This is a genomic window from Flagellimonas crocea (assembly GCF_033441595.1).
GTDB lineage: Bacteria > Bacteroidota > Bacteroidia > Flavobacteriales > Flavobacteriaceae > Flagellimonas > Flagellimonas crocea.
Window position 1 is genome coordinate 322,300 of record NZ_JAUZVX010000001.1, and the last position, 24,472, is coordinate 346,771.

The following is a 24,472-nucleotide window of genomic DNA, read 5'->3' on the forward strand; positions in this document are numbered from 1 at the left end:
CGCCCAAATCGAAGAATAAAATACACGAAAGGAAGCCTCATCGGCTTCTTTTTATTTTAAATCTATTTCATTAAAATAGTCTTCATTGCATTGAAGGCTATTTTTTTGTTCAAAATTTTCATTCGGAAAAAATTATTTTGCAACATAAAAAAAGCAGCCAACTGGCTGCTTTTCTATTTAAGTTTCGGGGAAAATTTATCTAAAATTGTCCTTCTTCATAGTCATCTTGCCTTTCGGGTCGTCCACGTTTTTTCTGCTCGTTGATACGATAGATGAACGAAACCCTCAACTGGCGTTGTCTCCATTGAAAGTCACTGTTCTGTTCAAAAAAGTCCGTAGTGGTAAAAGAACTTCTTTTTCTGGAGTTCAAAAGGTCTTGCACATTTAAGGAAATGGTGGCATTATCATTTAATAAGTCCTTACTAAAGGCCAGGTCAATTGATAAAATACCGTCCGAACGTCCTTGAACTTCATCAGATGCACCTCGGTAAAAAGCATTGGTTTGCCAATCAATTTTCCAAGGCAAGGTAACTTTGGAACTAAAGCGTCCGAACCAACTGTTGTTGGATTGACTATAGTCCACTCCATTGAACTCACCATCTAGACTAAATCTGAAAAAGTTGACACTTCCGTTAATACGTAGCCATTTTGCAGGATTATAGAGCAAGCCCAGTTCGGCCCCTGTTCTGTCGTTGGTTGCCAAGTTAAAAGGAATGTTCCTTATCACTTCAACTTGAGAGCCACCCGGTCCGGTTATAAATACCTGTTCCTGAACCCTTTGGAATGCATCGGTTTCTCTTTGATAGTATACAGATGATGTCAAAGTAAGTTTATCCCATCGCTTTAAGTAGCCTAAATCAAATGCATTTGAAAATGCAGGCCTTAGGTTGGGGTTACCTTGAAAAATATTTGTTCTACTGCTTCTGGATGGAAATGGATTCAAAAACCAGCTCCAAGGGCGATTGATTCTTCTATTGTATCCCAAAGAAACATTTTCTCTTTCACTGAATTCATAAATCAGGTTTACCGTAGGAAAGAGACCTGTATAATTATTATCGAAGTCTGTATCTATTGGGAATGAGAATTCTTCCTGAAGTTCCTCTTCCGTAAGTTCAGAAGATATTTCACCCTTTAACTGGGTACTTTCCATTCTAAGTCCCAACAGAAAATTAAAGTCACCAAATTTTGAACCATATTGGGAATATAGCGCATGTACATTTTGAGTGAAATCAAAAACGTTGGTTTGGTTTACGTTGACTTCAAGTACCCCATTTGCATTTTCCTGCAACAGACGGTAATCTGTGAGTTCATTTTCAAATGTCCCCCTATACCCAGCTTCAAACTGCGAGTCTTCACCAAAAGGCAGCACATAATCACTTTGTATCAAGTATTCCGTTTGGTCCTGTATGGAAGAGGTCTCTTCCATTGGAATATCGATATTGGTATTGTCCGTGTTATTGTATCGCACAGGTTCGGCTATAAAGCCATTTTGATCTTCAGTATCCACGGAATATTGAAAATCCGCTGTCAATACGTGCCCATCCTTATCAAACCGATTAATGTAGTTCAGCGATACTTGGTGCGTTTTCTCTTTCTCAGTTTCCAGTTCACTTCTGGTAGTACCTACCTGAGGATCATTGTTGAGAAAATAATCATTGACGTTTGTGGTAAGATCCTCGTCACTTCCCGTTCTGAAGAAATATGAACCTGTTATGGAAGATTGTTCGTTAAAGAAATATTCCATTCCAAAGTTTGCATTCACTCCCCGATCGATACGGTCAATATCCCTGTCCTCTATATTCCTGTCATAGGCGATACTGTCCAAAAAGGCATCCTGTCTAGGGTCAAAATATCTGGTATCAAAGTAACCGTTACCAGGCCCTTCCCTATATCGGTAACCAACTGTGGTGAAAAAATTGAATTTATCAGTTCTTAAGTTGGCGTTGGCCGTAACACCACCATTGGTCGGATGACCTCCATATAGATTGATGGAACCATTGAAACCAAGGGTCTTTTCCCGCTTTAGCACTATATTTAAAATTCCAGCGGTACCCTCGGCATCATATCTGGCTGAAGGACTGGTGATCACTTCTACCTTTTCTATGGCATCGGCGGGCAACTGCTGAAGTGCTTCGGTAGATCCAAAACCTGCCAGTGCAGAAGGTTTGCCGTTGATAAGAATACGTACATTTTCATTTCCTCGCAGGCTGATGGCACCATCAATGTCAACATTTACAGAAGGGACATTGCTCAATGCATCACTAATGGTAGCACCGCTCGTAGTAAGATCTTTACCAATATTGTAGATTTTCTTGTCCAAACGTACCTCAACAGTCGTTTTTTCTCCTACCACTTCCACTTCTGCAAGTTGGGCAACATCAGGTGATAACGATATGGAACCCAAATTGGTAGAAGAATTATAGGTTTGGCCCTTGAGGGAATACGTTTTATAGGAAATGTATTCAACACTTATATTATAGGTGCCCGGAGCGGTCTCTACTTCAAAGTTGCCTGAAGTATCGGTAATCCCCCCTGTCACTTTATCGGGATTTGCGGCATCTTGCAACACGAATGTAGCATACTCCAGGGGTTGTCCGGAGTCCGAGTCGACAACCTTACCAGAAATTGTAATGGAATTTTGATTTTGTTGTGCTAAACCTTGAAAAGTTGAAAAGGCCAATAGCATCAACGGGATTAATATCCTTTGCATAGTTTGATTTTTACGCTGCAAAAATTGAAGTAAAAAAGGAGGGGATGAAATATTAACCTCTCAACAACGTAATTGTCCCTGCGAATGACCTTAAAGAATTGTTAATCCTTGCTCTTCTTCTTCTTTTTCTTTTTTTTATTGGGCTTGAACCTGTTTTCCTGTAGTTCCTGAAAGGCCTCAAATTTGTCCTCGGGTAGACCGGCCTTTAGTTCGGCATCTTGGCGCCGTTTTATTTTTTCGACCTCTTCTTTCATTTTTAGAGGTTCCAATTCCAATATCTGAAGTTCAATTCGTTGCTGAACGGATTGGATCAATGAAGTTCGCACCACGGCCTGCTCAAAAGGATCTAGGCCGATCGCTTCCGTAATGGCGGGCATCTGTTCATCCACCAATTCTTCCGCGGTGGGCGGGGTTACTTCCTTGTCCGTGTTAACTGGACCAGCTTCGGGAATATAACTGCGTCCCCGCCCGTACATGCCACGGGAACCGTACGGAGATCCGTAGCCGTATTGCGCGCACATATCGTTGATGGCCAATATACCAATGATCAAGGTGATATAGAACAGGGTCTGCTTGCTTTTCATGCTCCAAATATACTATTTAGGTTGAATTAATCGGTGCAATTGGTGTTAAAAATGGTTGGATATCAGAATTATAGTAACTTGGAGATATTCTCCGGAGGCCTTCCCACAACTGCTTTTTTACCGTTTACAACTATGGGTCGTTCTATCAATTTGGGGTTCTCGGTCATGGCCGTGAGCACTTCATCATCGGTCAAGGTTTTTCCTTTGAATTTTTCTTTCCAGATGGCCTCGGTTTTGCGGACCAGATCTATGGGGGAGATACCTAAATATTCTATCAAAGTTTTCAATTCTTCTTTGCTAGGTGTATCATCCAAATATTTGACAACCTCGAATTCCTTACCGGATTTTTCCAAAATCGCCAATCCTTCCCTAGATTTTCGGCATCGTGGATTGTGATATATTTTTATCATGGTTTCGTATTAATCTTGTTCTTCCTTTTGTCCCATCATCATCAGATAGGCCTTTAAAAATGCATCCAGATCACCATCCATAACGGCATCCACATTACCTGTTTCTTCACCGGTACGTACATCTTTCACCAATTTATAGGGGTGCATCACGTAGTTACGGATTTGGGATCCCCACTCAATCTTCATTTTGGAGGATTCGATCTCCGCACGGGCCTCCTGTTTTTTACGAAGTTCAATTTCGTACAGTTGGGATTTCAACATTTTCATGGCCGTGGCCCTATTGTCGTGCTGCGATCGCGAATCGGAGCAGGAAATTTGTATGCCCGTGGGCTTGTGCACCAGTTGAACCTTGGTCTCGACCTTGTTCACATTTTGTCCTCCGGCCCCGCTTGATCGCGCAGTAGTGATTTCGATATCCGACGGATTCACCTCGATTTCGATACTGTCGTCCACCAACGGGTACACATATACGGAGGCAAAGGAAGTATGTCTTTTGGCGTTGCTGTCAAAAGGGGAGATGCGCACCAACCTGTGCACTCCGTTTTCACCTTTTAGCCACCCAAAGGCATATTCGCCCTCAATTTCCAAGGTCACCGTCTTTATTCCGGCCACATCACCTTCTTGATAGTTGAGTTCCTTGATTTTATAGCGGTTTTTTTCCGCCCACATCATGTACATGCGCATGAGCATGGAAGCCCAGTCGCAGCTTTCGGTTCCTCCGGCGCCCGCGGTAATCTGGAGCACTGCGGTGAGTTCGTCGCCTTCATCCGATAACATATTACGGAACTCCAATTTTTCTATGGCAGAAGTGGCTTTGTCGAACTGTTTTTTCACTTCCTCTTCGGAAACTTCGTCAGCTTGTCGAAACTCCATGAGCACTTCAAGGTCGCCGATCAATGTTTTGGCTTCCTCAAAATCTTCTACCCAGTTTTTCTTGGATTTTATGGATTGCATTTGTTTTTGGGCCTCTTGTGGATTGTCCCAAAAACCGGGGGCGAGGGTTTTTTCTTCCTCGTTTTCTATTTCAATAAGTTTGGCATCAATGTCAAAGATACCTCCTTAACGCACCAAGGCGCTCAATAAGATCTTTTTGCTGATCTGTGGTTACCATATATTATATTTTGCGGTAAAAATAAGCTTCTTTCTGCACATGACCTTGGGTATACTATTGTTGTTGTGCGGCTTTTACCAAAACAGAATATTCTGTTTCGTTTTTGCCCAAGGTGTACACAACACCCTTTAAGGGTGCGCAATCTTTGTAGTCCTTTCCGTGACAGACTTTTATGTGGTTGTGGTTGGCCAGAACGTTGTTGGTGGGATCAAAGCCCATCCATCCAACATTGGGCACATAGGCCTCTGCCCATGCATGCATCTGCGAATCTCCAAAAAAGCCATGTCCTTGGTGAAGATATCCCGATACGTATCTTGCAGGAATGCCGTGTCGTTTGGCAATGGCGCAGAACAAATGGGTAAAATCCTGACAGACCCCATGCCTATTCTCAATGATGTCGTGCAGCGAAGTATCCACATGGGTCACTCCGGTCTTGAAATAGATATGTTCGTAGGTCCATTTATTGAGCTCGACCAAATTTTCAAAGATGGATTTTTCATCATCGAAGGAGTAAATGGATTTTGGATTTTCGGGCAGCTCCGTCAGTTTGGTCCTTCGTAAATACGGTTCGTGGGTCACTTTGAAGTCAATGCTTTCCAAGGATTTTCGCTCTTCCTCCAAATTTAACGGCAAGTCAAAATTAAACGGATTGACTTCTTTCTTTGTGAGTTTAAAGTGCGCTTGGAACCTAATGTGGTCCAATTGTTTTATGGAGCGCACCTGGACCGTTTTAAAACCGAGCCCATTTTCGGAGATACTGTTCTTTTCGCCAAGGTCATTTTCAAAATGCCAGTAGGTAAGCTCTTGGGTTTCATTCTCTTCCGGAATAACCAAGAACTGCCAAAATGCCTCGTTCAATCCCATTTCATAGGAGTTTCGAGTATCGTAATCTATTTCATATTGATACAACATTCATACGAATTTCAATCAGGCCAAGTTAGTTAAAAAGCATTAGTAGTTGAAGAATTCTTTCTCCATGCTTTCACTAATTTTGAACATCTTATTAAGGATCATGTTCAAGTTCCCTTGGATGTCCTCCATGACTTCATCTATCTGCTTAAATTGGAATTCCGCTTTTATTTTTCCTACCATAAAGGCTGTTGAACTCTGGGAATACTCCACCTTTTTATCAATTTCCAAGATATGCTTGTGCACTTGGTTGATGCAGTTCATGAACGATCTTGGGCACTTGCCGTTCAATAGAAGGAACTCCATAGTAGAAGTGCCGTTGGGGGTTTTCTTGTACAATCTTCGCATCATGTCATATGATTCGGCGCATTTGAGCAAAGTGGTCCACTCAAAACTGTTGCCTATAGGGTCTTTGTAACTTCCCTTGGCCATGTGTGCATCATTATATTTGGTGTTGATTATTCGGGTGATCTGAATGGCACGCTCAATGTTCACGCCCATCATAATAATGGCATAAACCTCATCATGCAACAAGGTACCCCGTATTTTTCCCCGTAATACCGCCGTTATTTCTGTAATGTTGACCGTAAAATCATAAAGGTTGGTCTTTACATAGGTTTCTTGTGGATAGTTCATCACAAAATGATAAAACTTATTGAGGCTCTCATACAGTTCAGTTGATATCAAGTCACGCGAACTGTTCGCATTTTCCCTAGCAATTTTAATACTACTGATAATGGAATAGGGTTTATCCGGATTGAGGCCAAGATCATATAGAACCTCTTCTTCATTAAGTTCCTTGGAGATGTCGTCCACAGGATCCCCGACCATGAAAAGCATGGACTGTAATACAAAATTTCTTGATTGTGACAATTGGTTGGGCGCATCCAAAGAGGAAAAATAATTTACGTTCATAAAACGGGCAATGTGTTCGGCACGTTCAATATATCTACCCATCCAAAATAAATTGTTGGCAACTCTAGCAAGCATATAGTTATTGTTTTAGGACCCACGTATCCTTGGAACCTCCTCCTTGGGAAGAGTTCACGATTAAATTTCCTTCTTTTAGGGCCACGCGGGTAAGCCCTCCTTTTAATACAAATTGTTCGTTCTTGCCAAGTACCGTAAAAGTTCTTAGGTCCACATGGCGCTGTTCAAAGGATTCCTTTTGGTCTATATAGGTGGGATGTACCGATAATGACATGATGGGCTGTGCAACATATTTTCTTGGGTTTGCCTTTACTTCGTTCTTTACCTTTTCAATTTCTTCCTTGGTGAGACGATTGCCAATGGAGATTCCGTAACCCCCGGCCTCGTCCACTGGTTTGACCACCAAGTTTTGGATATTGTCCAGTACATATTGTAATTCCTTGGGTCTACTGCAATGATAGGTGTGCACATTTTTAAGAATGGGTTCTTCGCCCAAATAATATTTTATGATGTCCGGCATATAGGTATAAATCGCCTTGTCATCCGCTACGCCTGTTCCTGGTGCATTGGCAATGGTTACATTGCCTTTCCGGTAGGCTGCAAAAATTCCAGGTACTCCCAAGGATGAGTCCGGATTAAATTCCATGGGATCGAAGAAAAGATCATCGACCCTCCTGTAAACGATGTCCACTTTTACAGGCCCCTGTGTCGTTTTCATGTAGACAAAATCATTTTCCACAAAAAGATCGCGTCCTTCCACCAGTTCCACACCCATTGCCTTGGCCAAATAGGAATGTTCATAGTAAGCAGAATTGAACATGCCGGGGGTAATCACAACGCTTACGGGCATATCCACGCCGTGGGGCTTTGCAGTTTCCAACAGATGCAAAAGGTTTTCGGCATAATTGGTGACCGAATGGGTCTTGTAATGATTAAAGACACCGAACAATGCCCTTTTTAGGGCCGTTCTATTGCAAATGACATAACTCACGCCCGAAGGGCAGCGAATATTGTCCTCCAATACATAATAGTTGCCATCGGAATGTTTTATGATATCCGTTCCGGAAATATGATTGTAGATCTTATTTGGCGGGTCAACATCCATCATTTGATGAAGATAGTTAGGAGAAGAGCTCAACAGCTCGATCGGGACCACTTTATCCTTTACAATCTTTTTATCATGGTACACGTCCCATAAAAAGTGGTTCAGGGCAATATTTCGTTGAATGGCACCTTTTTCTATGATTTCCCATTCGTCGTTGGAAATGATTCTTGGAAACAGATCAAAAGGAAAAATTTTCTCTTTGCTTTGCTGATTGCCATAAACCTGAAAGGTGATTCCTTGGTTGAAAAATGAGGATTTGGCCTTGTTATTGAGACTTACATAATCTTCGATGGTCCTAGTACCGTAAAGGTCCAACAGCTTTTGGTATACCGACTTGACGTTTCCTTTTTTGTCAAATACTTCATCGAATAAACCATCTTTTTTAACGTAGCTGGAAAAGATGGATCTATCTTCCGTTGTGCCCATTTTGTTTTTCTTTTAATATAGGCATTTCCAGCGGTATACGGGGTAAACATTATTCAAAAATAGAGGTGATAAAAAATGGAAGGCATAAAAATACCCCTTGAATTTTAGGAATTTGGATTTTGCCCAGTTACGCATCTTTTGCAAGGATTTTTTAAAATGATTTCCATATTTTTAAGCACAATATTTCAACCACATTATGAAGAACACAACTACGCTCATCGCTTTATTTTATTTTGTATGCGCCTCTTTAGGGGCCCAAACTTTTGAAAAGGCCAAGGACTTTCAAAAATTCAGTGGATATTTCAATTTTTATTATGACGATTCTACGGATAAAATCTATCTGCAGGTTGATGACCTGGAAAAAGAGTTTCTCTATGTTTATTCCCTCAGCAGTGGTATAGGCAGTAACGATATAGGATTGGACCGAGGACAGTTGGGCAACGAGCAGGTGGTGTTTTTTAGGAAAGCAGGAAAAAAGTTGCTTTTGGTCCAGCCCAATTTGGAGTTTAGGGCCATAACCGATAACGAACTGGAGCGTAAATCCGTGGAGCAGGCCTTCGCCAAATCTATTTTGGAAGGTTTTGAAATTGTGGAAGAATCCAAAGGAAGCTACCTTATCGATTTCTCCGATTTTTTGATGCGCGACGCCCATGGGGTTTCCGACAGATTAAAAAGTTCAAAACAAGGCTCGTACAAATTGGATAAATCCAAAAGTGCTTGGGCCTTTGATCGCACCAAGGCTTTTCCCAAAAATGTGGAGTTTGATGTAACCCTAACCTTTGAGGGAGACCCGCAAGGGGCATGGATTCGCTCGGTAACACCAACACCAAGTCTGGTCACCGTTGCACAGCACCATTCCTTGATAGAGCTTCCCGACGATAATTTTGAAAAGAGGGAATTCGACCCACGAAGTGGAGGATACCCCTTTTCCTATTATGATTATGCCACTCCAGTACAGGAGTCATTGATAAAACGGTTCGTGAGAAGGCATCGGTTGAAAAAGAAGGACCCAAACGCGGCGGTAAGCGAAGCTGTTGAGCCCATCATCTATTATTTGGACAACGGTACCCCGGAACCGGTAAGGTCTGCTTTATTGGACGGTGGAAGATGGTGGAACCAAGCGTTTGAAGCAGCAGGCTACAAAGATGCATTCCAAATGAAAATGCTTCCCGACGATGCCGACCCTTTGGACGTACGGTACAATGTGGTACAATGGGTGCACCGTTCTACCCGGGGGTGGAGTTACGGAAGCAGCGTGGTAGATCCAAGAACAGGCGAAATATTAAAAGGACACGTGAGTTTGGGAAGTTTACGAATCCGTCAAGATTTTATGATCGCACAGGCCTTGATGGACCAACCATTTGAAGAAAGGGACGACAACTACGAACCTATGTTGGAACTGGCCTTGGCTAGAATAAGGCAACTTTCCGCCCACGAAATAGGCCATACCCTCGGGTTTACCCACAATTTTGCGGCCAGCGCCAACGATAGGGCCTCCGTGATGGATTATCCGCACCCACAATTTGAAATGGAAGGTGGAAAAATAAGTTTTGACAACGCCTATGACACCGGAATCGGTGAGTGGGACAAAGTAATCGTGACCTTTGCGTATTCGGATTTCCCAAATGGGACCAACGAAAAGGAGGCATTGAACGCTATTTTAAAGAAGGCCCAAGATGACGGATTGCGTTACATTTCCGACCAAGATGCCAGACCAAAGGGAGGTGCCCATGTATTGGCCCACCTGTGGGACAATGGTAAAAGTGCCAGTCAAGAGTTGGACCAAATGTTGGAAATGAGGAAAAAAGCCATTGAAAATTTTTCCATAGACAATATTAGGAGCGGTGAAGCATATTCCGTTCTAGAGGATGTTTTTGTTCCGTTGTATTTCTTTCATAGATACCAGACCGAAGCCGTTTCCAAGGTAATAGGAGGTTTGGATTATAACTATGCAGTCAAGGACGGAGGTCAAACGCCGGTAAAACCTGTCAATGCCGCTATACAGGAAAAAGCGATGGAGTCCATTTTAAAAACGCTGGATGCGGAGGTGATTGCGGTTCCCAAGGATAAATTGGACCTTTTCCCACCAAGGGCCATCGGTTTTGGCCGTTCCAGGGAGTCCTTTAAAGGTAGGACCGGCGTAAGTTTTGATGCGCTTTCCGTAGCGGAGACAGCGGCAGATATGACCTTGGAACTTTTGTTGCATCCAGAGCGAGCTTCCCGATTGGTCCAACAGAAAAGTTTGGACAAAGATCAAATAGGTCTAAAAGAGGTATTGGACGAGACCATAAAAGAAACCTTTGATCTTTCCCATCGTGATGCTTATGAGGAAGAGGTGCAGAACACCGTCAATTTTAGGGTGCTTTACCATATTATGAACCTTGCGGCCCATAACGAAGTGCACCCACAAGTAAATGCAATCGCCAACCAAGCGCTCAATAACTTAAAAACACAACTGTTAGGCAAAGGTAAGAATGCAATTGCAGCCGAAATGGTCAAAAGAATCGATGCTTTTATGGAGGAGCCATCAGAATTCAAACTTATCCCAGTTTCCACAATTCCCGATGGTTCGCCCATTGGAATGGACTGTATGGACTAAATTATTTTATGGAAATAAATTTGATAAGTGACACTGTCACCAAACCCTCCGCAGGAATGTTGGAGGCCATGATGAATGCAAAGGTAGGGGACGACGTATTTAAAAACGATCCTACCGTAAACGAATTGGAAGCCAAAGTGGCCGAGTATTTTGGTATGGAAGCAGCCCTTTATTTTCCGAGCGGCACCATGACAAATCAAACTGCGATAAAAATCCACACCCAGCCCGGGGATCAATTAATTTGTGATAAATACGCTCACATCTACAATTATGAAGGGGGAGGGGTCAGTTTCAATAGTGGGGTCTCCTGTAAATTGGTAGATGGCCACAGAGGAATGATGACGGCCGAACAGGTCGAAGCATCCATCAACCCGCCTGATTTTTACCATAGCCCTTTGACCACATTGGTCTGTATTGAGAATACCACAAACAAAGGCGGCGGTGCTTGTTGGGATTTTGAGGAACTGAAAAGAATCCGAGCGGTTTGTGAAAAGCACAATCTAAAATACCATTTGGACGGTGCGCGAATCTGGAACGCCTTGGTGAAAAAAGGGGAAGACCCGAAGGCTTATGGTCAACTGTTTGATACCATAAGCGTATGTTTAAGCAAGGGCATGGGATGTCCGGTAGGCTCGGTTTTGGTGGGAAGCAATTCCGATATCCACAAAGCTTTGCGAATCCGAAAAGTGTTCGGTGGTGGAATGCGTCAATCCGGTTTTTTGGCCGCAGCGGGAATCTATGCCTTGGAGAACAACGTGGAACGTTTGGCGGAAGATCATAAAAAAGCGGAAGAAATAGGAGCGTTGCTCACTACCTTGGATTTCATCAAGAAAGTGGAGCCCATCGAGACGAATATCATCATTTTTGAAATAAATGAGGATAAAATGTCTTCGGAAGCATTTTTAAATCAATTGGCCAAAAATCAAGTATCCATTATCGGAATGGGGCAGGGCAAACTACGAATTGTCACCCATTTGGATTACACGGATGCCATGCACCATCACTTCCTAAAGGTTTTGAAAAGTATTGGGTGAAAATGTCACTTCGAACGCAAGCGAGAAATCAAAAGGGTCTCGATTGCGCTCGACCTAACAAGTTCAAAACTGTGCCCTTGAGGGGACTTTAAGAATGTTCTCACTTCATAAAGGCATCCATGCCGGGGATATTGGGCATACCTTCTTTGGCCACGGCGGCCAATTCGGCCTCGTTTACCTTTGTGGCTTTTTCAATGGCCTTGTTCAAGGTCAGCACCAAATAATCCTCCAATTGCTCCTTGTCTTCCAACAAGGAATCGTCAATGGCTATGGATTTTATTTCGCGATTGGCCGTCAATGTGACTTTTAGCAATCCATCCGTGGATTCCTCATCTATCATCACAGTGTTCAATCGTTTTTTGGTTTCTTCAACTTTCTTTTGGGTTTCTTTGATCTTGCCCATCATTCCCATGAGATCTCCAAACATATCTTCAAATTTTTAACTTGTAATGCCAGTGCCAGAACAAGCAATTCATCATTATTTCATTTACCTATCCTCAAAAGTAGTAAATTGGCCAAAACACTTTCCAATGAAACAAAAATTTCCAAGGATTTCTATTCTGGTTTTATGCCTTATTTTTGCCATCTCTTGTAAAAACAACAAAGACGAATCCATGAGCATAACGCCCCCGGTAGCACCTAAACATCCAACACAGCTCGAGAAGCATGGTGATGTTAGGATTGACGATTATTATTGGATGAACAACAGGGAGGACCGGCAAGTGCTTGATTATCTCAATGCGGAGAACGAGTATTTTCAAAAAAAGATGGCCCATACCGAAAAATTCCAAGAGGAGCTTTTTAAAGAGATGAAAGGCCGAATAAAAGAGGACGATTCCTCGGTTCCTTACAAATTGGATGGTTATTGGTACATTACCCGCTACGAAGAGGGCAAAGAATACCCCATTTATTCTAGAAAAAAGGAAAGTTTGGATGCCGAGGAAGAATTGTTGTTCGATTGCAACCAAATGGCCGAGGGACACGAGTACTTTAACCTGAGAGGGGTTTCCATCAGCCCTGATAATACCATGGCCACTTTTGGAACCGATACCATTTCCAGAAGGCAGTACAACATTCAGATAAAGAACTTGGAATCCGGTGAGATTTATCCGGACATTATCGAAAACACCACAGGAAGTTCCGTTTGGGCGAATGATAACAAAACCCTTTTTTACACCAAAAAGGACCCTGTTACCCTACGTTCCGATAAAATCTTTAAGCATGTTCTGGGGACTTCAGCGGATAAGGATGAATTGGTTTTTCATGAAAAGGATTCCACCTACAACACATTTGTGTACAAGACCAAATCCAGAAAATATATTGTTATAGGCTCTGGAAGTACGCTGACGTCCGAATACAGGATCTTGGAAGCCAACAACCCTGATGGGGAGTTCAAGGTGTTTTCACCACGTGAAAAGGGCGTGGAGTATTCCATTTCCCATTTTGAAGGCGATTTTTATGTGCTTACCAATAAAGATGGCGCAACAAACTTTAAGTTGATGAAAACCGGCGAGAAGAATACGGCATCGGATCATTGGGAGGAGTTTATACCCCACCAAGAAAATGTTTTGTTGGAAGATGTGGAGATTTTTAGGGATTACTACGTGGTCATGGAACGCACCAATGGACTCAACCAAATGAAGATTTCCAAATGGGACGGTTCCGATAGTTATTATTTGCCTTTTGACAGTGAGACCTATGTGGCAGGACCTTCTGTAAACCTGGATTTTGATACCAAGGTACTGCGGTACTACTACAACGAAATGGGCGAGCCCTACGCCATTATCGATTTTGATATGGAAACCAAGACCAAGACCGTTCAAAAGCAGCAAGAGGTATTGGGCGGCAAGTTCGATAAGGCCAATTACAAGACTGAACGTTTATGGGCCACCGCCAGGGATGGCAAAAAAGTGCCCATTTCTTTGATTTATCGCAAGGATACCCCGTTGGATGGAACTAGTCCATTGTTGCAATATGGCTATGGTTCCTACGGAGCCACGATAGACCCTTATTTCTCATCCATTCGTCTTAGTTTATTGGACCGTGGTTTTATCTACGCCATTGCACATGTTCGCGGTGGAGAATATTTGGGTAGGCCATGGTACGAAGATGGAAAATTGTTGCACAAAAAGAACACCTTTACCGATTTTATCGATGTTTCCGAATATTTGATAGCCCAAAAATATACCAGCTCTGAGCATTTGTACGCCATGGGCGGTTCGGCAGGAGGTCTTTTGATGGGAGCCGTAATCAATATGGCGCCGGAACTGTATCACGGGATCATTGCAGCAGTTCCCTTTGTGGATGTGGTCACAACAATGTTGGATGATACTATTCCGCTGACCACGGGCGAGTATGACGAGTGGGGAAACCCAAATGAAAAGGAATATTACGATTACATCAAATCGTACTCTCCTTATGATAATGTGGAAGCAAAGGCCTATCCGCACCTTTATGTATCAACTGGATTGCACGATTCACAAGTGCAGTACTGGGAACCGGCAAAATGGGTCGCCAAGCTAAGGGAGTACAAGACCGACGACAATCTCCTGTTCTTGGACACCAATATGGATGCCGGACATGGCGGAGCATCGGGCCGATTTGAAGCTTTAAAGGAAACGGTAAAAGAATATGCGTTTATTTTAGACCTCGAAGGAAAAACCTATTAAAAATAAAATGTTACATTTGCAGAGAACACTTTTCTTATCCCCATAAGAGGTGTTCCTTACCTAATACCAGTTATGAAGAAACAGATAAATGCGTACAGCAATATCCTAGACTTAATTGGAAGTACCCCCTTAGTCAAGCTAAACAGAATTACTGCTCCCCTAACCGGAAATTTTTATGCCAAGCTGGAATGCTTTAATCCTGGGCACTCCTCCAAAGATAGAATCGCAATTCATATCATAGAGGAAGCCGAGCGAAAAGGTATTCTTAAGCCGGGCAGTACCATCATAGAGACTACATCGGGCAATACTGGATTCAGTTTGGCCATGGTGAGCATCGTAAAGGGATATAAATGTATTTTGGCCGTTAGTTCAAAATCGTCTCCGGACAAAATTGATATGTTGCGTTCCATGGGAGCAAAGGTATATGTATGCCCCGCCCATGTTAGTGCCGACGACCCACGATCGTATTACGAAGTGGCCAAAAAATTGCACAGTGAGACAGAGAACTCCATTTATATCAACCAATATTTTAACGAGCTAAATATCGATGCCCACTATTCCAGTACGGGACCTGAGATTTGGGAACAGACCAATGGTCAGCTTACCCATTTGGTAGCCTGCAGTGGAACGGGAGGGACCATTTCCGGTATTGCACGTTATTTAAAGGAACAAAATCCAAAAATCAAAGTTTTGGGTGTTGATGCCTATGGTTCGGTCTTGAAAAAGTATCATGAAACTGGAGAATTTGACCATAATGAAGTTTACCCTTACCGAATAGAAGGTCTGGGCAAGAACTTGATTCCGGCAGCTACAGATTTCAACGCAATTGACAGATATGTTAAGGTGACCGATGGCGAAAGTGCCCACATGGCGCGTAAATTGGCACATACCGAAGGTATTTTTGCCGGTTATACCAGTGGTGCGGCAACTCAGGCATTGTACCAATTGAATACCGAAGGGGAATTTACAGAAGATAGCAATGTTGTTGTAGTGTTCCCAGATCATGGATCTAGGTACATGAGCAAGGTTTACAGTAACGAATGGATGGAAAACCAAGGTTTCTTTGACATCCAAAATGCTGAGATACCCGAAGAAATCAAGTATATTAAATAAAACCAGTACCTTATAATACCTCAGGACGGCAATGAACTACATTGCCGTTTTTTTTTATCTGAAAATTTCGTTATGCGAGGTTCATAAAAATCTATACTTTTGCATTTGAATCAAATTAAATGTAGATGAGAGATTTATTCGATAGAATCATTGAGAACAAAGGACCTTTGGGAAAATGGGCCTCGCAGGCCGAGGGCTATTTTGTTTTTCCAAAATTGGAAGGACCGATTTCCAACAGAATGAAATTTCAAGGGAAAGACGTAATAACGTGGAGTATCAATGACTATCTAGGTCTCGCAAACCTGCCGGAAATCAAGAAAGTTGATGGGGATGCAGCATTGGAACACGGAGCCGCCTACCCAATGGGAGCACGTATGATGAGCGGTCATACCGATTACCATGAACAACTTGAAAAGGAACTGGCGGAATTTGTCAACAAGCAAGCCTCATACCTTTTGAATTTTGGATATCAAGGATTCATGTCCGTTATCGATGCACTGGTATCCAAAGACGATATCATTGTGTACGATGTGGATTGCCATGCCTGTATTATAGACGGTGTTCGTTTGCACATGGGCAAGCGCTTTACCTTTAAGCACAATGACCCCGAAAGTTTGGAAAAAAACTTGGAACGCGCCACTAAATTGGCCCAAGAGACCGGAGGAGGTATCTTGGTGATTTCCGAAGGTGTGTTCGGTATGAGGGGTGAACAAGGTATCCTAAAGGAAATCGTAGCGCTGAAGGAAAAGTTTAAGTTCAGGCTTTTGGTGGATGATGCCCATGGTTTTGGAACATTGGGAAAAACCGGCGCAGGAGCAGGAGAGGAGCAGGGCATCCAAGACCAAATTGATGTCTATTTGGCCACTTTCGCCAAATCTATGGCCGGAATCGGTGCATTTGTGGCTGCCGATAAAGAAATAATAGAGTATTTAAAATACAATCTAAGATCTCAAATGTTCGCCAAATCGTTGCCTATGGTTTACGTGAAGGGAGCGTTGAAAAGATTGCATATGTTGCGTACTATGCCCGAGCTAAAGGCAAAGCTGTGGGAAAATGTGAACGCACTTCAAAATGGACTTAAGGAACGAGGGTTCGATATTGGAACCACCACAAGTTGTGTTACTCCGGTTTATTTGAACGGTAGTATCCCCGAAGCGATGGCCCTCGTTAAGGACCTTCGCGAAAATCATGGTATTTTCTGTTCGATCGTTGTGTACCCCGTAATTCCAAAAGGATTGATTCTATTGCGATTGATTCCTACCGCGACCCACACGATGAAAGATATCGAGGAAACCCTTGATGCCTTCTCCGCTATACGGGAACGTTTACAAAACGGAACTTATAAAAGACTTTCTGCAGCGGTAGCCGCTGCCATGGGAGAATAAAATATTCAATTCCAAACATAAAAAACGCATTGTAGCGGACTTTCGGTCCGCTACAATGCGTTTTGGGCTTTTTGAATATTTATTCAAGGCCAATATGTGATTGGAAGTTATTATTTCAGACGTTCCACAATCAAGGATGAGAACAGGTTCACACCTGTTTTGATGCAACTTTCGTCCACCGCAAAATTTGCTGAGTGGGTCTGTGCTATGATTCCTTTTTCATAGTTGGACCCTCCCATAAAAAAATAAACGCTGGGCACTTTGGGTTGAAAAAAGGCAAAATCATCACTTCGACCATCAGCGACCACACCATGAAGCCTTAACACACTATCATTACCGTAAATGGCCGATAGTTGTTCCAAAGTTTGGTCCGTTAACGCCTCGTTATTGTCCAATGTTGGAAAAACATTCATCAGTTCGGCGCTCAAAAATTCGTTTTTGTATCCGGAGTCAGCTATTCGTTTTTTTAAGGTCGGAATGGCAGAGTCCCTCTGTTTTTTATCGCTGAAGCTTAAATATGCACTTATTGTGATGGTATCATCGGTCACTTTGGAGGACATATTCTTCTTGTCGATAGTTGTAAAATCCCTATAAATGGTTTCCGTACTGACAATACCAATTTTGGGATCTCCCAGATTCATCATATTCCAAAACTCGCTCTCGGGTGAAACATTTTCAAGGTCCAATATTTTATTTTTGGCAAATTCAATCAATCGTTCGTTGTCATCCACACTCTTAAAAACAAGGTCCACTCTTTTATAGTCCGAAAACATTTCTTCCGGTTTGGCAGCAATGGTTCCCGCTGGAAAAGGAGTAATGTGCATGGCATACATTTCATCCGGATCTATGATTTGGAACAAACCGTCATCGATCATCGCAAGAGCGCCTTTTACATTTTCTTCGGAGGGCTGAAACACAAAATAGACCGTTCCTTCCAATTTTTCCTTTTCATGAGACAGAACATTGGCAATTCCGAGCGCTACCGCTGTATGTACATCATGCCCGCAAATGTGGCGTACTCCTTCGTTTTTTGATTTAAATTCGACCACATCGGGAGCTTTGGATGGCATAGCATCAATATCCGCTCTCCAAGCTATTTTTTTACCGGGTCTGGCACCCTTTAGGATACCGACGACCCCATGACCGCCAATACCTGTCCGTACCTCCAGCCCAAGAGCGATCAGGTACTCCGCGATTTTTTGGGAAGTTCTCTGTTCCTCCCCTCCAACTTCCGGGTACATGTGAAAATCTCTACGGAGTTGGACAAGGCTGTCATAGATTTCTTCCGTTCGTTGTTGGATTTGTGTATGGATATCCTTCTCTTTTTTTTGGCCAAATACAGAAATTCCGGCAAGGATAAAAAATAGTATAGTTAATGTGTTAGATAGATACTTTGTGGTCATTTTTAATTTGATTTTGTTTGATGTGTCAAAGATGCAAACGAATGTTGGACCTTACCTGACACATATGTGACAAACTCATTTTTTTACAATATTGCTCCGTATTCTACTGAGCGATTGCCGTTCTATTCCCAAGAAGGAGGACAAATGCGTCAAGCTGATGCGGTTGACAAGACCCGGATTATCCTTTATAAAGTTCAAATAGCGTTCCTCTGCGTTTTCAAACAGAAAGCTTTCCACGCGGTCCGTTTGAATGGTCAATACTTTTTCGGCAATAAGCCTGCCGTACCTCTCGTTGTTCTTGAATCTATCATATCCCTGCTGAATGTCCTCGTAGGAAAGCTCAATGATGATGCAGGGTTCAAGACATTCCATAAAATATTTGCTCGGCCTTTGCTGAATAAAGGCAGGGTAATCTGTGGCGTACTCGTTCTCCTTCACAAAACCCGTGGTGATGGATTTTCCTTTTTCGTTGACGTAATAGCGTCTTAAAAGTCCCTTGCAGACATAGCCCATTTTCTTTTGGATTTCCCCACTTTTAAAGAAGAAATCCTTTTGGTCGTAATTGTTCACGTTCAGCTGGGAACTAAAAATGGCCAACTCTTCGGGGCTTAAATGAGCGAAATTCCGTAGATAGGATTCGAGGTATTTTTGAAGGTCTTCTTCCAAATTCAAACTTGCGTCCAGGTTTTCCTTGAAATATACATCTTTTTGTCAACTTTAAATTTCACCCAAGTACGGTATCTCCATCAATTGTTCAATGGAAATGCGAGGCCTACCGCAAATGCTCCCGCAAACTGTTCAACGGAAGGCTGATAGAAATAGGACAATCCGAGATCCACATTATTGTTCCTTCCGAGTTCCAATCCTACAGAAAAGGGGATATGATAAATGATCCCACTTTTTTCAATATCATCAAAAAAAGTATTTGTCCTGAATTTACCGATAGAAGTGCCTATTCCTATTTCCGCATAGGGCGCTACCCACGGTATCGGTGCCTTTATGCGAGTTTTTCCTCCCAGTAAAAATGCTTTGGATTCCGCTTTTTCGGTGGTTGGATCACCATTCAGGTCTTTTCCATTTGAACTTGTTAGGATGATTCCGGCATAAGGCCTGAATTCGACCCAAGAAGCAGCCTTTAGGATGAACTCGCCTTGGGCAAAAAAACCATCGTCCGCTATATTATTAATACTGTTGGTCGGTATGGTGAGTCCATATCCAATTTGTGCATTAATGGCTTTTTCTTTAATAAATTGTGCGCCGACCCAATTTGTGGTGAGCACAAGAATAAGTATCAGATATTTTTTCATATGGAGGTTGTTTTAAGGTTGAGCCAATGTTTCAACAAATCCCTGTATGGAATTATTCTATTGAAAGATAGGTCTGTTGATTTTTCTTTGGGTAAAAAACGGTGGTGATAGTTCCACCTGGTCCTGTATTCTTTGATGGTATTGCTCAGCTTTTGCCCATATCTTAACCTTTAAAGCGTTCATTTTTAAATTGAATGGTATGAGCAATTCCTTTTTCACTCATTTTAATTTCAAATTCAGAAGAATAAGCCTTGTCTCCGGTAGGAAACCAATCTTTTGATTGCTTATTGATGCATATGAACAATCCGTGCTCATCGCCGATAGCGCAGAATTTTTCATAATCGCCATCGTATTTTTCCAATTCAACAATGGTGGTCAATTGCTGATATGCGCTTTTAATGTCATTAACGGGAACTCCAATTTCGGATATTTCCAGCAAGGAATCCTCATTGAAAGGCCCCATGCTTTGGTATTGAAGGTTTTTACGGGCGATCAATTCAACAATATTGTTGTCTTGGTCATAGAAATAGATTGCCCTTGCATTCCATGAATCAAAGTTTTGAATTTCCTTTTCCCCTTCTTTTAGAACTTTGACACGGGATTTTAACCAATCCAAAGCATGCTCTTCTGCATGGGAAGGAATGTTTATGGCAAAATGGTAGGGTTGGAATTTATCACTTTCCTTAAGCCTTAGCAATGATCTTCCAATTTGAAAGGCAGCTTCGGATTCACCTTTTTCAACAAGGGGCAATCCCAATATATTGGCATAGAAATCCATTTGTTTGGAAAGGTCGGCAGTATATATTTTTAATTCCTGGATTTTCATTTTACTTTGCTGACACGTTGTTCTATTTTGTTTTTAAGGTTTTCTTCTGACACCTTCGAGCAAGTCTGTGTTGAAGTCGATTTCCTGTCCGTCCAAGTGCAAAACCGAAATGTCCCCGGTAGATTCCAAAACTACTGCTTTGACCTGTTTAAAGTCCAATACATTGGCTTCTCGAAGCTTCGCAATCAGTTGGCCCTTGTCAATTCTTGCATATTTTAAGTTTTTATATAATATTTCATCACCGTCCATTAGTAAAAGAGGCTTGTTGGAAATCAAAGATTTTAGCCAAGGAAAGGAACGTTGTAAGTATGAAAAGATGTATGTCAAGGCTAAAAGACTGCCAATGGCCACCGAACCATGTGCAATGGTGGTACTGGAGGTCAACGTGGAGGAAATAATGCTTCCAATGGCAACGGTAAATGCAAAGTCATATGCCGTGAACTTTGCAAATGACCGCAATCCGATAATTCTAGTGATAACAATGATTACAATGATAATTAAAAGACTGCCTGCAATCGTTTCCCAAATAGGGTCGCTTAAATTATAGATCCATTCCATGTGTAGATTCGTTTATTTGTGACGCGTGGCTGCGGCCAAAAATCCATTGCATCTCCTGCCTTACCCGTGAATTAAAGTTAATGTTTTTCCGTTTAGTTCCGACTCCGTTGTTTTCTGTAAGGATGATCTTCGCTATTTAATCTTCCTGCAGTATAAGACTTCGCAACTTTTCAAGCTGGGTGTCCGATTTCCAAAGAATTTGACCCATATCCCTCTTAATGGGAATATCGGGCTTGGTTCCAAAACCATCCAGAATTTTTCCATTCTTCTGAAACGAAACCATCGTACTGATTTTCCCGAACAACTTGGTAACGGGCAAATCGAACCATTCACTATTTCCGCTGGAACCATCGGTGGTCACACCGGCAATTTGGACATTCGGAATTCCCTTGAAAACCGAAACAAAAACGGAGGCGGCGCTAAAGGTTTTTTCGTTGGCCAAAATGTAAACGGCCTCATCATAATGGTATGATTTCTCCGATAATTTTGTCCCGTTGAGCAATCCAAAGTGATATTCACTGTATTTTTCATCATCCAACCGGTATATGGGTTCAAAGGTTTTCAAAAACTCTTTTACACTGTTTTGTTCCTTGGGACCAAGTTCGGAATACGCATATAAATATCGGGTGTTCAAACGTTCCTTGTATTCTTTTGATAAGGGTAGTGGTCCCCGCTGTCTTGTGGCATTTACCACATATACGGAATCGGGGTGTACGAGATATTTTGCGAACTCATATATAAGGTCACGAGTTCCGCCACCATTGCTCCTTACATCAATGATCAAGGCATTGCTATTGTTTTCAATGGATTGCATAAACGAATTAACTTTGTCAAATAGGAGGGGAGCCTCGTTTTTGCTGACCATTGCTGGAATTTTTATATAGGCAATACCATCCTTTACATCAAAAAGTTTTTTAATTACCTCCGGTTTGTTGAAGTCCTCATCTTTTGTTCCGATATATTCCCGTTCAAATTTTTCGTCCCACGGACGCAACCGTTCGGATTTTTCAATGATGGGAACTACAATGGTCGTATCTTTTCGAAAAGTAGCATCGGATAGGGTCAGCTTCATTTCTTTAGGGAGCGGCTCGTTTATCAACCTATAATTTTTTTGAATGTCCCTAATGTCCCTCACAGCCATTGTGAAATATGTTTCTTTTGGAGCTTCGATATCCTCGGGCCGGTTTTTTTGAAGAAAATCGTTGATAGCTGTGCCATCAATTTTTTTAAGATATGGAAATTCGGCGAACCGTATTTTCAAGTTTTTATTGGCATCCTGATTCAGAACCACCACTTTATCGTCCAATGGTGCATAGATAAAAGGTAAAAATCGCGACTCATTTAAACTATAGCCTCTAATGGTGTTCACTGATGAATGTCTGTCGCCAATTTTGGCCAAGGTCCTGGTCAAAAACAGCCCAAAATCATCCAATGCTATGGTATCACCTTTGGTTTTTAGGTATTGCTCAAAATCTTTGTTAAAATCATAGCCGTTCAGGTAAACGTAGGACGACTTTTCGTTTAGGGTATTGGCCAAGTATTGTAAATCTTCCTTGATCTGTTCTTTGGTGAAATTCTCGCTCTGCGCCCTTGTGGACATGGTCCATATGCCGAAGAGGACGGCAATAAGGATTTTTGGGCTCATTTAAAGGTGTTTTTTGATTGGGCAAGAAGATCGTTAAAAAATCTCACAAACGAAACTGGAGGATCAAAGACTTTAATTCCGGAATTCCATTCTTGATCCAATTTACTGTCCTAAAATACAGAACCGTTCCTTTGATTGGGGGTAAAAAATGCAAGCATCAATCTATATTGGACAAAGAATGCGAAAAATGATGAACGAAAACTGCCCCCTTGGACCTAATCTATCCTTCTATGCCGTATTTTGGGATAGGTGATTTCCCAGGCTTCGCCGTAAAGCGATTCATAAGTAATCTTTACCTCTATGGAATCCAACTCCTCCACAAAAGTCTCGAAATATTTTTCATCACCAATAAAAAGTAATTGCTTTTCGCGCTGTTGCGGCAATACGGCTTGTGGCAATACATCTGATTTGTCCCAATAAGAACCTTCATCCTCCAATTTGTTCGACCTTGAAACCTCAATGGCCATGTCGCCAAAATCTTGGAAGATTTTATTGTTGTAGTGAATGTTCACCTCTCTGATTATGGCAGGACCAATACCGGTATTTTCCAGATTGAGTTTATATATGTGATTTACATTGTTCCACGTATGCCGTATTTCCAATCGTGGCCAAACCGCAGCGTACTGCTGTTGTTTTAGAATATGGGTCTTGTTCCCAGAGCACAAAGGCTTACTACGGTAGCGGCGATCGAGATGCTCAATTCTTTTTTTATCCGGATTTTTTTAAAAAACTTTTTCATCTGGCACAAAAAATTTCATGGTTGTCATTTTAATTGATAGATGCTTTTTAAATGGTCTGTCCAAAAGTCAGCAAGTTGTTATCGGGGTCCAAAAGGGAGAATTCGATTTGTCCCCAAGGTTTTGTTGCCAATTTACCGGCCGGATGGATTTCCACATTTTTTTCTAAAAATGAGCTATATAGTTTTTCTATATTGTTGGTTCTTATGTAGACCTGACCATAATTTTCCTTTGGGTCGATTTCCTTAAATTGAAAAAAATGGATCTGAATTTCATCCATTTGCAACATCAAATAATCTTTATGGTCCGTTCTGCCAAACTCGGTGAAACCCAATTTGAAATAATAATCCTTGGTCGCGTTCTTATCGCGCATCGGTAATTTGGGATGAATATCGGTCAACATCAGTTTTTTACCTAAATATAGTTTGTTTTTACACGCGCCTTTAAACTACTTTTTTAGTGTTGGTTACCCGTTTTGTTTTTTCTTTCTCAAAAGTCCGTAAACAATATTGATAGGAAAGACCAGCTGGCCAATAATAATCAGCAAAATAATTAGGTTTATAATCTGGGTCAGGGCCATATTGAATTCATAGTCCGCAAATTTTTGGCTATAAAATCTGCTCAAAATCAGCACGACCAAAATTCCTCCAAAAGTGAGTAGTATGTGTGTCCAGTTAAGCCATTTTGATAGTTTTCTTCCGGATCTTTGTATGACCCAATATCCAAATCCCATGATACCAAAAAGTATGGAAATCAGTACTGATAGATGTAAATGAGAAATTATAAAATAAGTATCGTGGACATTGATGTCCAATGTGGTGTCCCCGCTCAAAACCCCGATCAGTATCATAATTGGGACCATGATTAAAAAAAGTGGGTGCGGTTTTTCAGTGAGGTTGTTCATTCAACTATTGGATAATGGCTTAAATGTAAGACTTGCGTCAGTTTCGGAAAACTTAACTTTCCGTCTGAAACAAATCTCAAAAAAACTGAATACCTGAATTTTGTTAT

The 24,472-nt window shown here is 41.8% G+C and carries 22 protein-coding genes; 5 read left to right on the forward strand and 17 right to left on the reverse strand.

What is annotated here, in order from left to right; all coding sequences use genetic code 11:
* Positions 1 to 199: 199 nt before the first annotated feature.
* From SD449_RS01500 to SD449_RS01530, 7 genes are all read right to left on the reverse strand, one after another.
* Complete coding sequence (locus SD449_RS01500; protein ID WP_404828010.1) at positions 200 to 2,710, reverse strand: TonB-dependent receptor domain-containing protein; 2,511 nt, start codon at positions 2,708 to 2,710, stop codon at positions 200 to 202.
* Between the two features lie 101 nt (positions 2,711 to 2,811).
* On the reverse strand, positions 2,812 to 3,294 hold the full coding sequence (locus SD449_RS01505; protein ID WP_318308256.1) for a hypothetical protein: 483 nt from the start codon (positions 3,292 to 3,294) through the stop codon (positions 2,812 to 2,814).
* A gap of 68 nt (positions 3,295 to 3,362) precedes the next feature.
* The gene (gene arsC / locus SD449_RS01510; RefSeq protein WP_318308258.1) at positions 3,363 to 3,704 is read right to left on the reverse strand and encodes an arsenate reductase (glutaredoxin); all 342 of its coding nucleotides are present in this window, start codon (positions 3,702 to 3,704) and stop codon (positions 3,363 to 3,365) included.
* A 9-nt stretch (positions 3,705 to 3,713) separates the two neighbouring features.
* Positions 3,714 to 4,815, reverse strand: a protein-coding gene (prfB, locus tag SD449_RS01515; protein WP_318308259.1) for a peptide chain release factor 2 whose coding sequence is annotated in 2 segments (ribosomal slippage) — positions 3,714 to 4,751 and positions 4,753 to 4,815 — 1,101 coding nt in all. Because the reading frame shifts where the segments join, the coding sequence is not laid out codon by codon here.
* Positions 4,816 to 4,869: 54 nt separating this feature from the next.
* Positions 4,870 to 5,727 carry a transglutaminase-like domain-containing protein gene (locus tag SD449_RS01520; RefSeq protein ID WP_318308260.1) on the reverse strand — a complete coding sequence of 286 codons (858 nt, stop codon included), beginning with the start codon at positions 5,725 to 5,727 and terminating at the stop codon, positions 4,870 to 4,872.
* A gap of 39 nt (positions 5,728 to 5,766) precedes the next feature.
* Positions 5,767 to 6,714 (reverse strand): alpha-E domain-containing protein, encoded by a 948-nt coding sequence (locus tag SD449_RS01525; protein ID WP_318308261.1) that lies wholly within the window; start codon positions 6,712 to 6,714, stop codon positions 5,767 to 5,769.
* A gap of 4 nt (positions 6,715 to 6,718) precedes the next feature.
* The gene (locus SD449_RS01530) at positions 6,719 to 8,185 is read right to left on the reverse strand and encodes a circularly permuted type 2 ATP-grasp protein (protein ID WP_318308262.1); all 1,467 of its coding nucleotides are present in this window, start codon (positions 8,183 to 8,185) and stop codon (positions 6,719 to 6,721) included.
* A gap of 196 nt (positions 8,186 to 8,381) precedes the next feature.
* Here SD449_RS01530 and SD449_RS01535 point away from each other — a divergent pair, with 196 nt between their 5' ends.
* Positions 8,382 to 10,784 carry a zinc-dependent metalloprotease gene (locus SD449_RS01535; protein ID WP_318308264.1) on the forward strand — a complete coding sequence of 801 codons (2,403 nt, stop codon included), beginning with the start codon at positions 8,382 to 8,384 and terminating at the stop codon, positions 10,782 to 10,784.
* Between the two features lie 8 nt (positions 10,785 to 10,792).
* Positions 10,793 to 11,818: a threonine aldolase family protein gene (locus SD449_RS01540; protein ID WP_318308265.1), complete on the forward strand. Its 1,026-nt coding sequence runs from the start codon at positions 10,793 to 10,795 to the stop codon at positions 11,816 to 11,818.
* 100 nt (positions 11,819 to 11,918) lie between these two features.
* On the opposite strand, the gene SD449_RS01545 is transcribed toward SD449_RS01540, so the two are convergent.
* On the reverse strand, positions 11,919 to 12,245 hold the full coding sequence (locus SD449_RS01545) for a YbaB/EbfC family nucleoid-associated protein (protein ID WP_318308268.1): 327 nt from the start codon (positions 12,243 to 12,245) through the stop codon (positions 11,919 to 11,921).
* A gap of 103 nt (positions 12,246 to 12,348) precedes the next feature.
* Between SD449_RS01545 and SD449_RS01550 the strand changes: the two genes are divergently transcribed.
* The 3 genes from SD449_RS01550 (at position 12,349) to SD449_RS01560 (ending at position 16,985) form a co-directional block, all read left to right on the forward strand.
* Entirely contained in the window at positions 12,349 to 14,487 is a 2,139-nt protein-coding gene (locus tag SD449_RS01550; RefSeq protein WP_318308269.1) for a S9 family peptidase, read from the forward strand.
* A gap of 72 nt (positions 14,488 to 14,559) precedes the next feature.
* On the forward strand, positions 14,560 to 15,600 hold the full coding sequence (locus SD449_RS01555; protein ID WP_318308270.1) for a PLP-dependent cysteine synthase family protein: 1,041 nt from the start codon (positions 14,560 to 14,562) through the stop codon (positions 15,598 to 15,600).
* A gap of 125 nt (positions 15,601 to 15,725) precedes the next feature.
* Positions 15,726 to 16,985 carry an aminotransferase class I/II-fold pyridoxal phosphate-dependent enzyme gene (locus tag SD449_RS01560; RefSeq protein ID WP_318308271.1) on the forward strand — a complete coding sequence of 420 codons (1,260 nt, stop codon included), beginning with the start codon at positions 15,726 to 15,728 and terminating at the stop codon, positions 16,983 to 16,985.
* Positions 16,986 to 17,095: 110 nt separating this feature from the next.
* Here SD449_RS01560 and SD449_RS01565 read toward each other — a convergent pair whose 3' ends face one another.
* The 9 genes from SD449_RS01565 to SD449_RS01605 form a co-directional block, all read right to left on the reverse strand.
* Positions 17,096 to 18,388 carry a M20 metallopeptidase family protein gene (locus SD449_RS01565; RefSeq protein WP_318308272.1) on the reverse strand — a complete coding sequence of 431 codons (1,293 nt, stop codon included), beginning with the start codon at positions 18,386 to 18,388 and terminating at the stop codon, positions 17,096 to 17,098.
* Between the two features lie 75 nt (positions 18,389 to 18,463).
* The gene (locus SD449_RS01570; RefSeq protein ID WP_318308273.1) at positions 18,464 to 19,060 is read right to left on the reverse strand and encodes a Crp/Fnr family transcriptional regulator; all 597 of its coding nucleotides are present in this window, start codon (positions 19,058 to 19,060) and stop codon (positions 18,464 to 18,466) included.
* A 74-nt stretch (positions 19,061 to 19,134) separates the two neighbouring features.
* Positions 19,135 to 19,695, reverse strand: coding sequence for a hypothetical protein (locus SD449_RS01575; protein ID WP_318308274.1), 561 nt, complete (start codon positions 19,693 to 19,695; stop codon positions 19,135 to 19,137).
* A 163-nt stretch (positions 19,696 to 19,858) separates the two neighbouring features.
* Complete coding sequence (locus SD449_RS01580) at positions 19,859 to 20,521, reverse strand: VOC family protein (protein ID WP_318308275.1); 663 nt, start codon at positions 20,519 to 20,521, stop codon at positions 19,859 to 19,861.
* A gap of 33 nt (positions 20,522 to 20,554) precedes the next feature.
* Positions 20,555 to 21,079 carry a DUF421 domain-containing protein gene (locus SD449_RS01585; protein WP_318308276.1) on the reverse strand — a complete coding sequence of 175 codons (525 nt, stop codon included), beginning with the start codon at positions 21,077 to 21,079 and terminating at the stop codon, positions 20,555 to 20,557.
* A 136-nt stretch (positions 21,080 to 21,215) separates the two neighbouring features.
* Positions 21,216 to 22,724 carry a S41 family peptidase gene (locus SD449_RS01590; protein WP_318308277.1) on the reverse strand — a complete coding sequence of 503 codons (1,509 nt, stop codon included), beginning with the start codon at positions 22,722 to 22,724 and terminating at the stop codon, positions 21,216 to 21,218.
* 215 nt (positions 22,725 to 22,939) lie between these two features.
* The gene (locus SD449_RS01595) at positions 22,940 to 23,389 is read right to left on the reverse strand and encodes a hypothetical protein (protein ID WP_318308278.1); all 450 of its coding nucleotides are present in this window, start codon (positions 23,387 to 23,389) and stop codon (positions 22,940 to 22,942) included.
* 121 nt (positions 23,390 to 23,510) lie between these two features.
* On the reverse strand, positions 23,511 to 23,864 hold the full coding sequence (locus SD449_RS01600; protein ID WP_318308279.1) for a bleomycin resistance protein: 354 nt from the start codon (positions 23,862 to 23,864) through the stop codon (positions 23,511 to 23,513).
* 63 nt (positions 23,865 to 23,927) lie between these two features.
* Positions 23,928 to 24,323, reverse strand: coding sequence for a cbb3-type cytochrome c oxidase subunit I (locus SD449_RS01605; RefSeq protein WP_318308281.1), 396 nt, complete (start codon positions 24,321 to 24,323; stop codon positions 23,928 to 23,930).
* Between the last annotated feature and the right edge of the window lie 149 nt (positions 24,324 to 24,472).

Bases quoted from the DNA above. Each gene is read 5' to 3' on its own strand.
- SD449_RS01500 (WP_404828010.1), bottom strand. From the start codon at position 2,710: ATGCAAAGGATATTAATCCCGTTGATGCTATTGGCCTTTTCAACTTTT.
- SD449_RS01505 (WP_318308256.1), bottom strand. From the start codon at position 3,294: ATGAAAAGCAAGCAGACCCTGTTCTATATCACCTTGATCATTGGTATA.
- arsC (WP_318308258.1), bottom strand. From the start codon at position 3,704: ATGATAAAAATATATCACAATCCACGATGCCGAAAATCTAGGGAAGGA.
- SD449_RS01520 (WP_318308260.1), bottom strand. From the start codon at position 5,727: ATGTTGTATCAATATGAAATAGATTACGATACTCGAAACTCCTATGAA.
- SD449_RS01525 (WP_318308261.1), bottom strand. From the start codon at position 6,714: ATGCTTGCTAGAGTTGCCAACAATTTATTTTGGATGGGTAGATATATT.
- SD449_RS01530 (WP_318308262.1), bottom strand. From the start codon at position 8,185: ATGGGCACAACGGAAGATAGATCCATCTTTTCCAGCTACGTTAAAAAA.
- SD449_RS01535 (WP_318308264.1), top strand. From the start codon at position 8,382: ATGAAGAACACAACTACGCTCATCGCTTTATTTTATTTTGTATGCGCC.
- SD449_RS01540 (WP_318308265.1), top strand. From the start codon at position 10,793: ATGGAAATAAATTTGATAAGTGACACTGTCACCAAACCCTCCGCAGGA.
- SD449_RS01545 (WP_318308268.1), bottom strand. From the start codon at position 12,245: ATGTTTGGAGATCTCATGGGAATGATGGGCAAGATCAAAGAAACCCAA.
- SD449_RS01550 (WP_318308269.1), top strand. From the start codon at position 12,349: ATGAAACAAAAATTTCCAAGGATTTCTATTCTGGTTTTATGCCTTATT.
- SD449_RS01555 (WP_318308270.1), top strand. From the start codon at position 14,560: ATGAAGAAACAGATAAATGCGTACAGCAATATCCTAGACTTAATTGGA.
- SD449_RS01560 (WP_318308271.1), top strand. From the start codon at position 15,726: ATGAGAGATTTATTCGATAGAATCATTGAGAACAAAGGACCTTTGGGA.
- SD449_RS01565 (WP_318308272.1), bottom strand. From the start codon at position 18,388: ATGACCACAAAGTATCTATCTAACACATTAACTATACTATTTTTTATC.
- SD449_RS01575 (WP_318308274.1), bottom strand. From the start codon at position 19,695: ATGAAAAAATATCTGATACTTATTCTTGTGCTCACCACAAATTGGGTC.
- SD449_RS01580 (WP_318308275.1), bottom strand. From the start codon at position 20,521: ATGAAAATCCAGGAATTAAAAATATATACTGCCGACCTTTCCAAACAA.
- SD449_RS01585 (WP_318308276.1), bottom strand. From the start codon at position 21,079: ATGGAATGGATCTATAATTTAAGCGACCCTATTTGGGAAACGATTGCA.
- SD449_RS01590 (WP_318308277.1), bottom strand. From the start codon at position 22,724: ATGAGCCCAAAAATCCTTATTGCCGTCCTCTTCGGCATATGGACCATG.
- SD449_RS01600 (WP_318308279.1), bottom strand. From the start codon at position 23,864: ATGTTGACCGATATTCATCCCAAATTACCGATGCGCGATAAGAACGCG.
- SD449_RS01605 (WP_318308281.1), bottom strand. From the start codon at position 24,323: ATGGTCCCAATTATGATACTGATCGGGGTTTTGAGCGGGGACACCACA.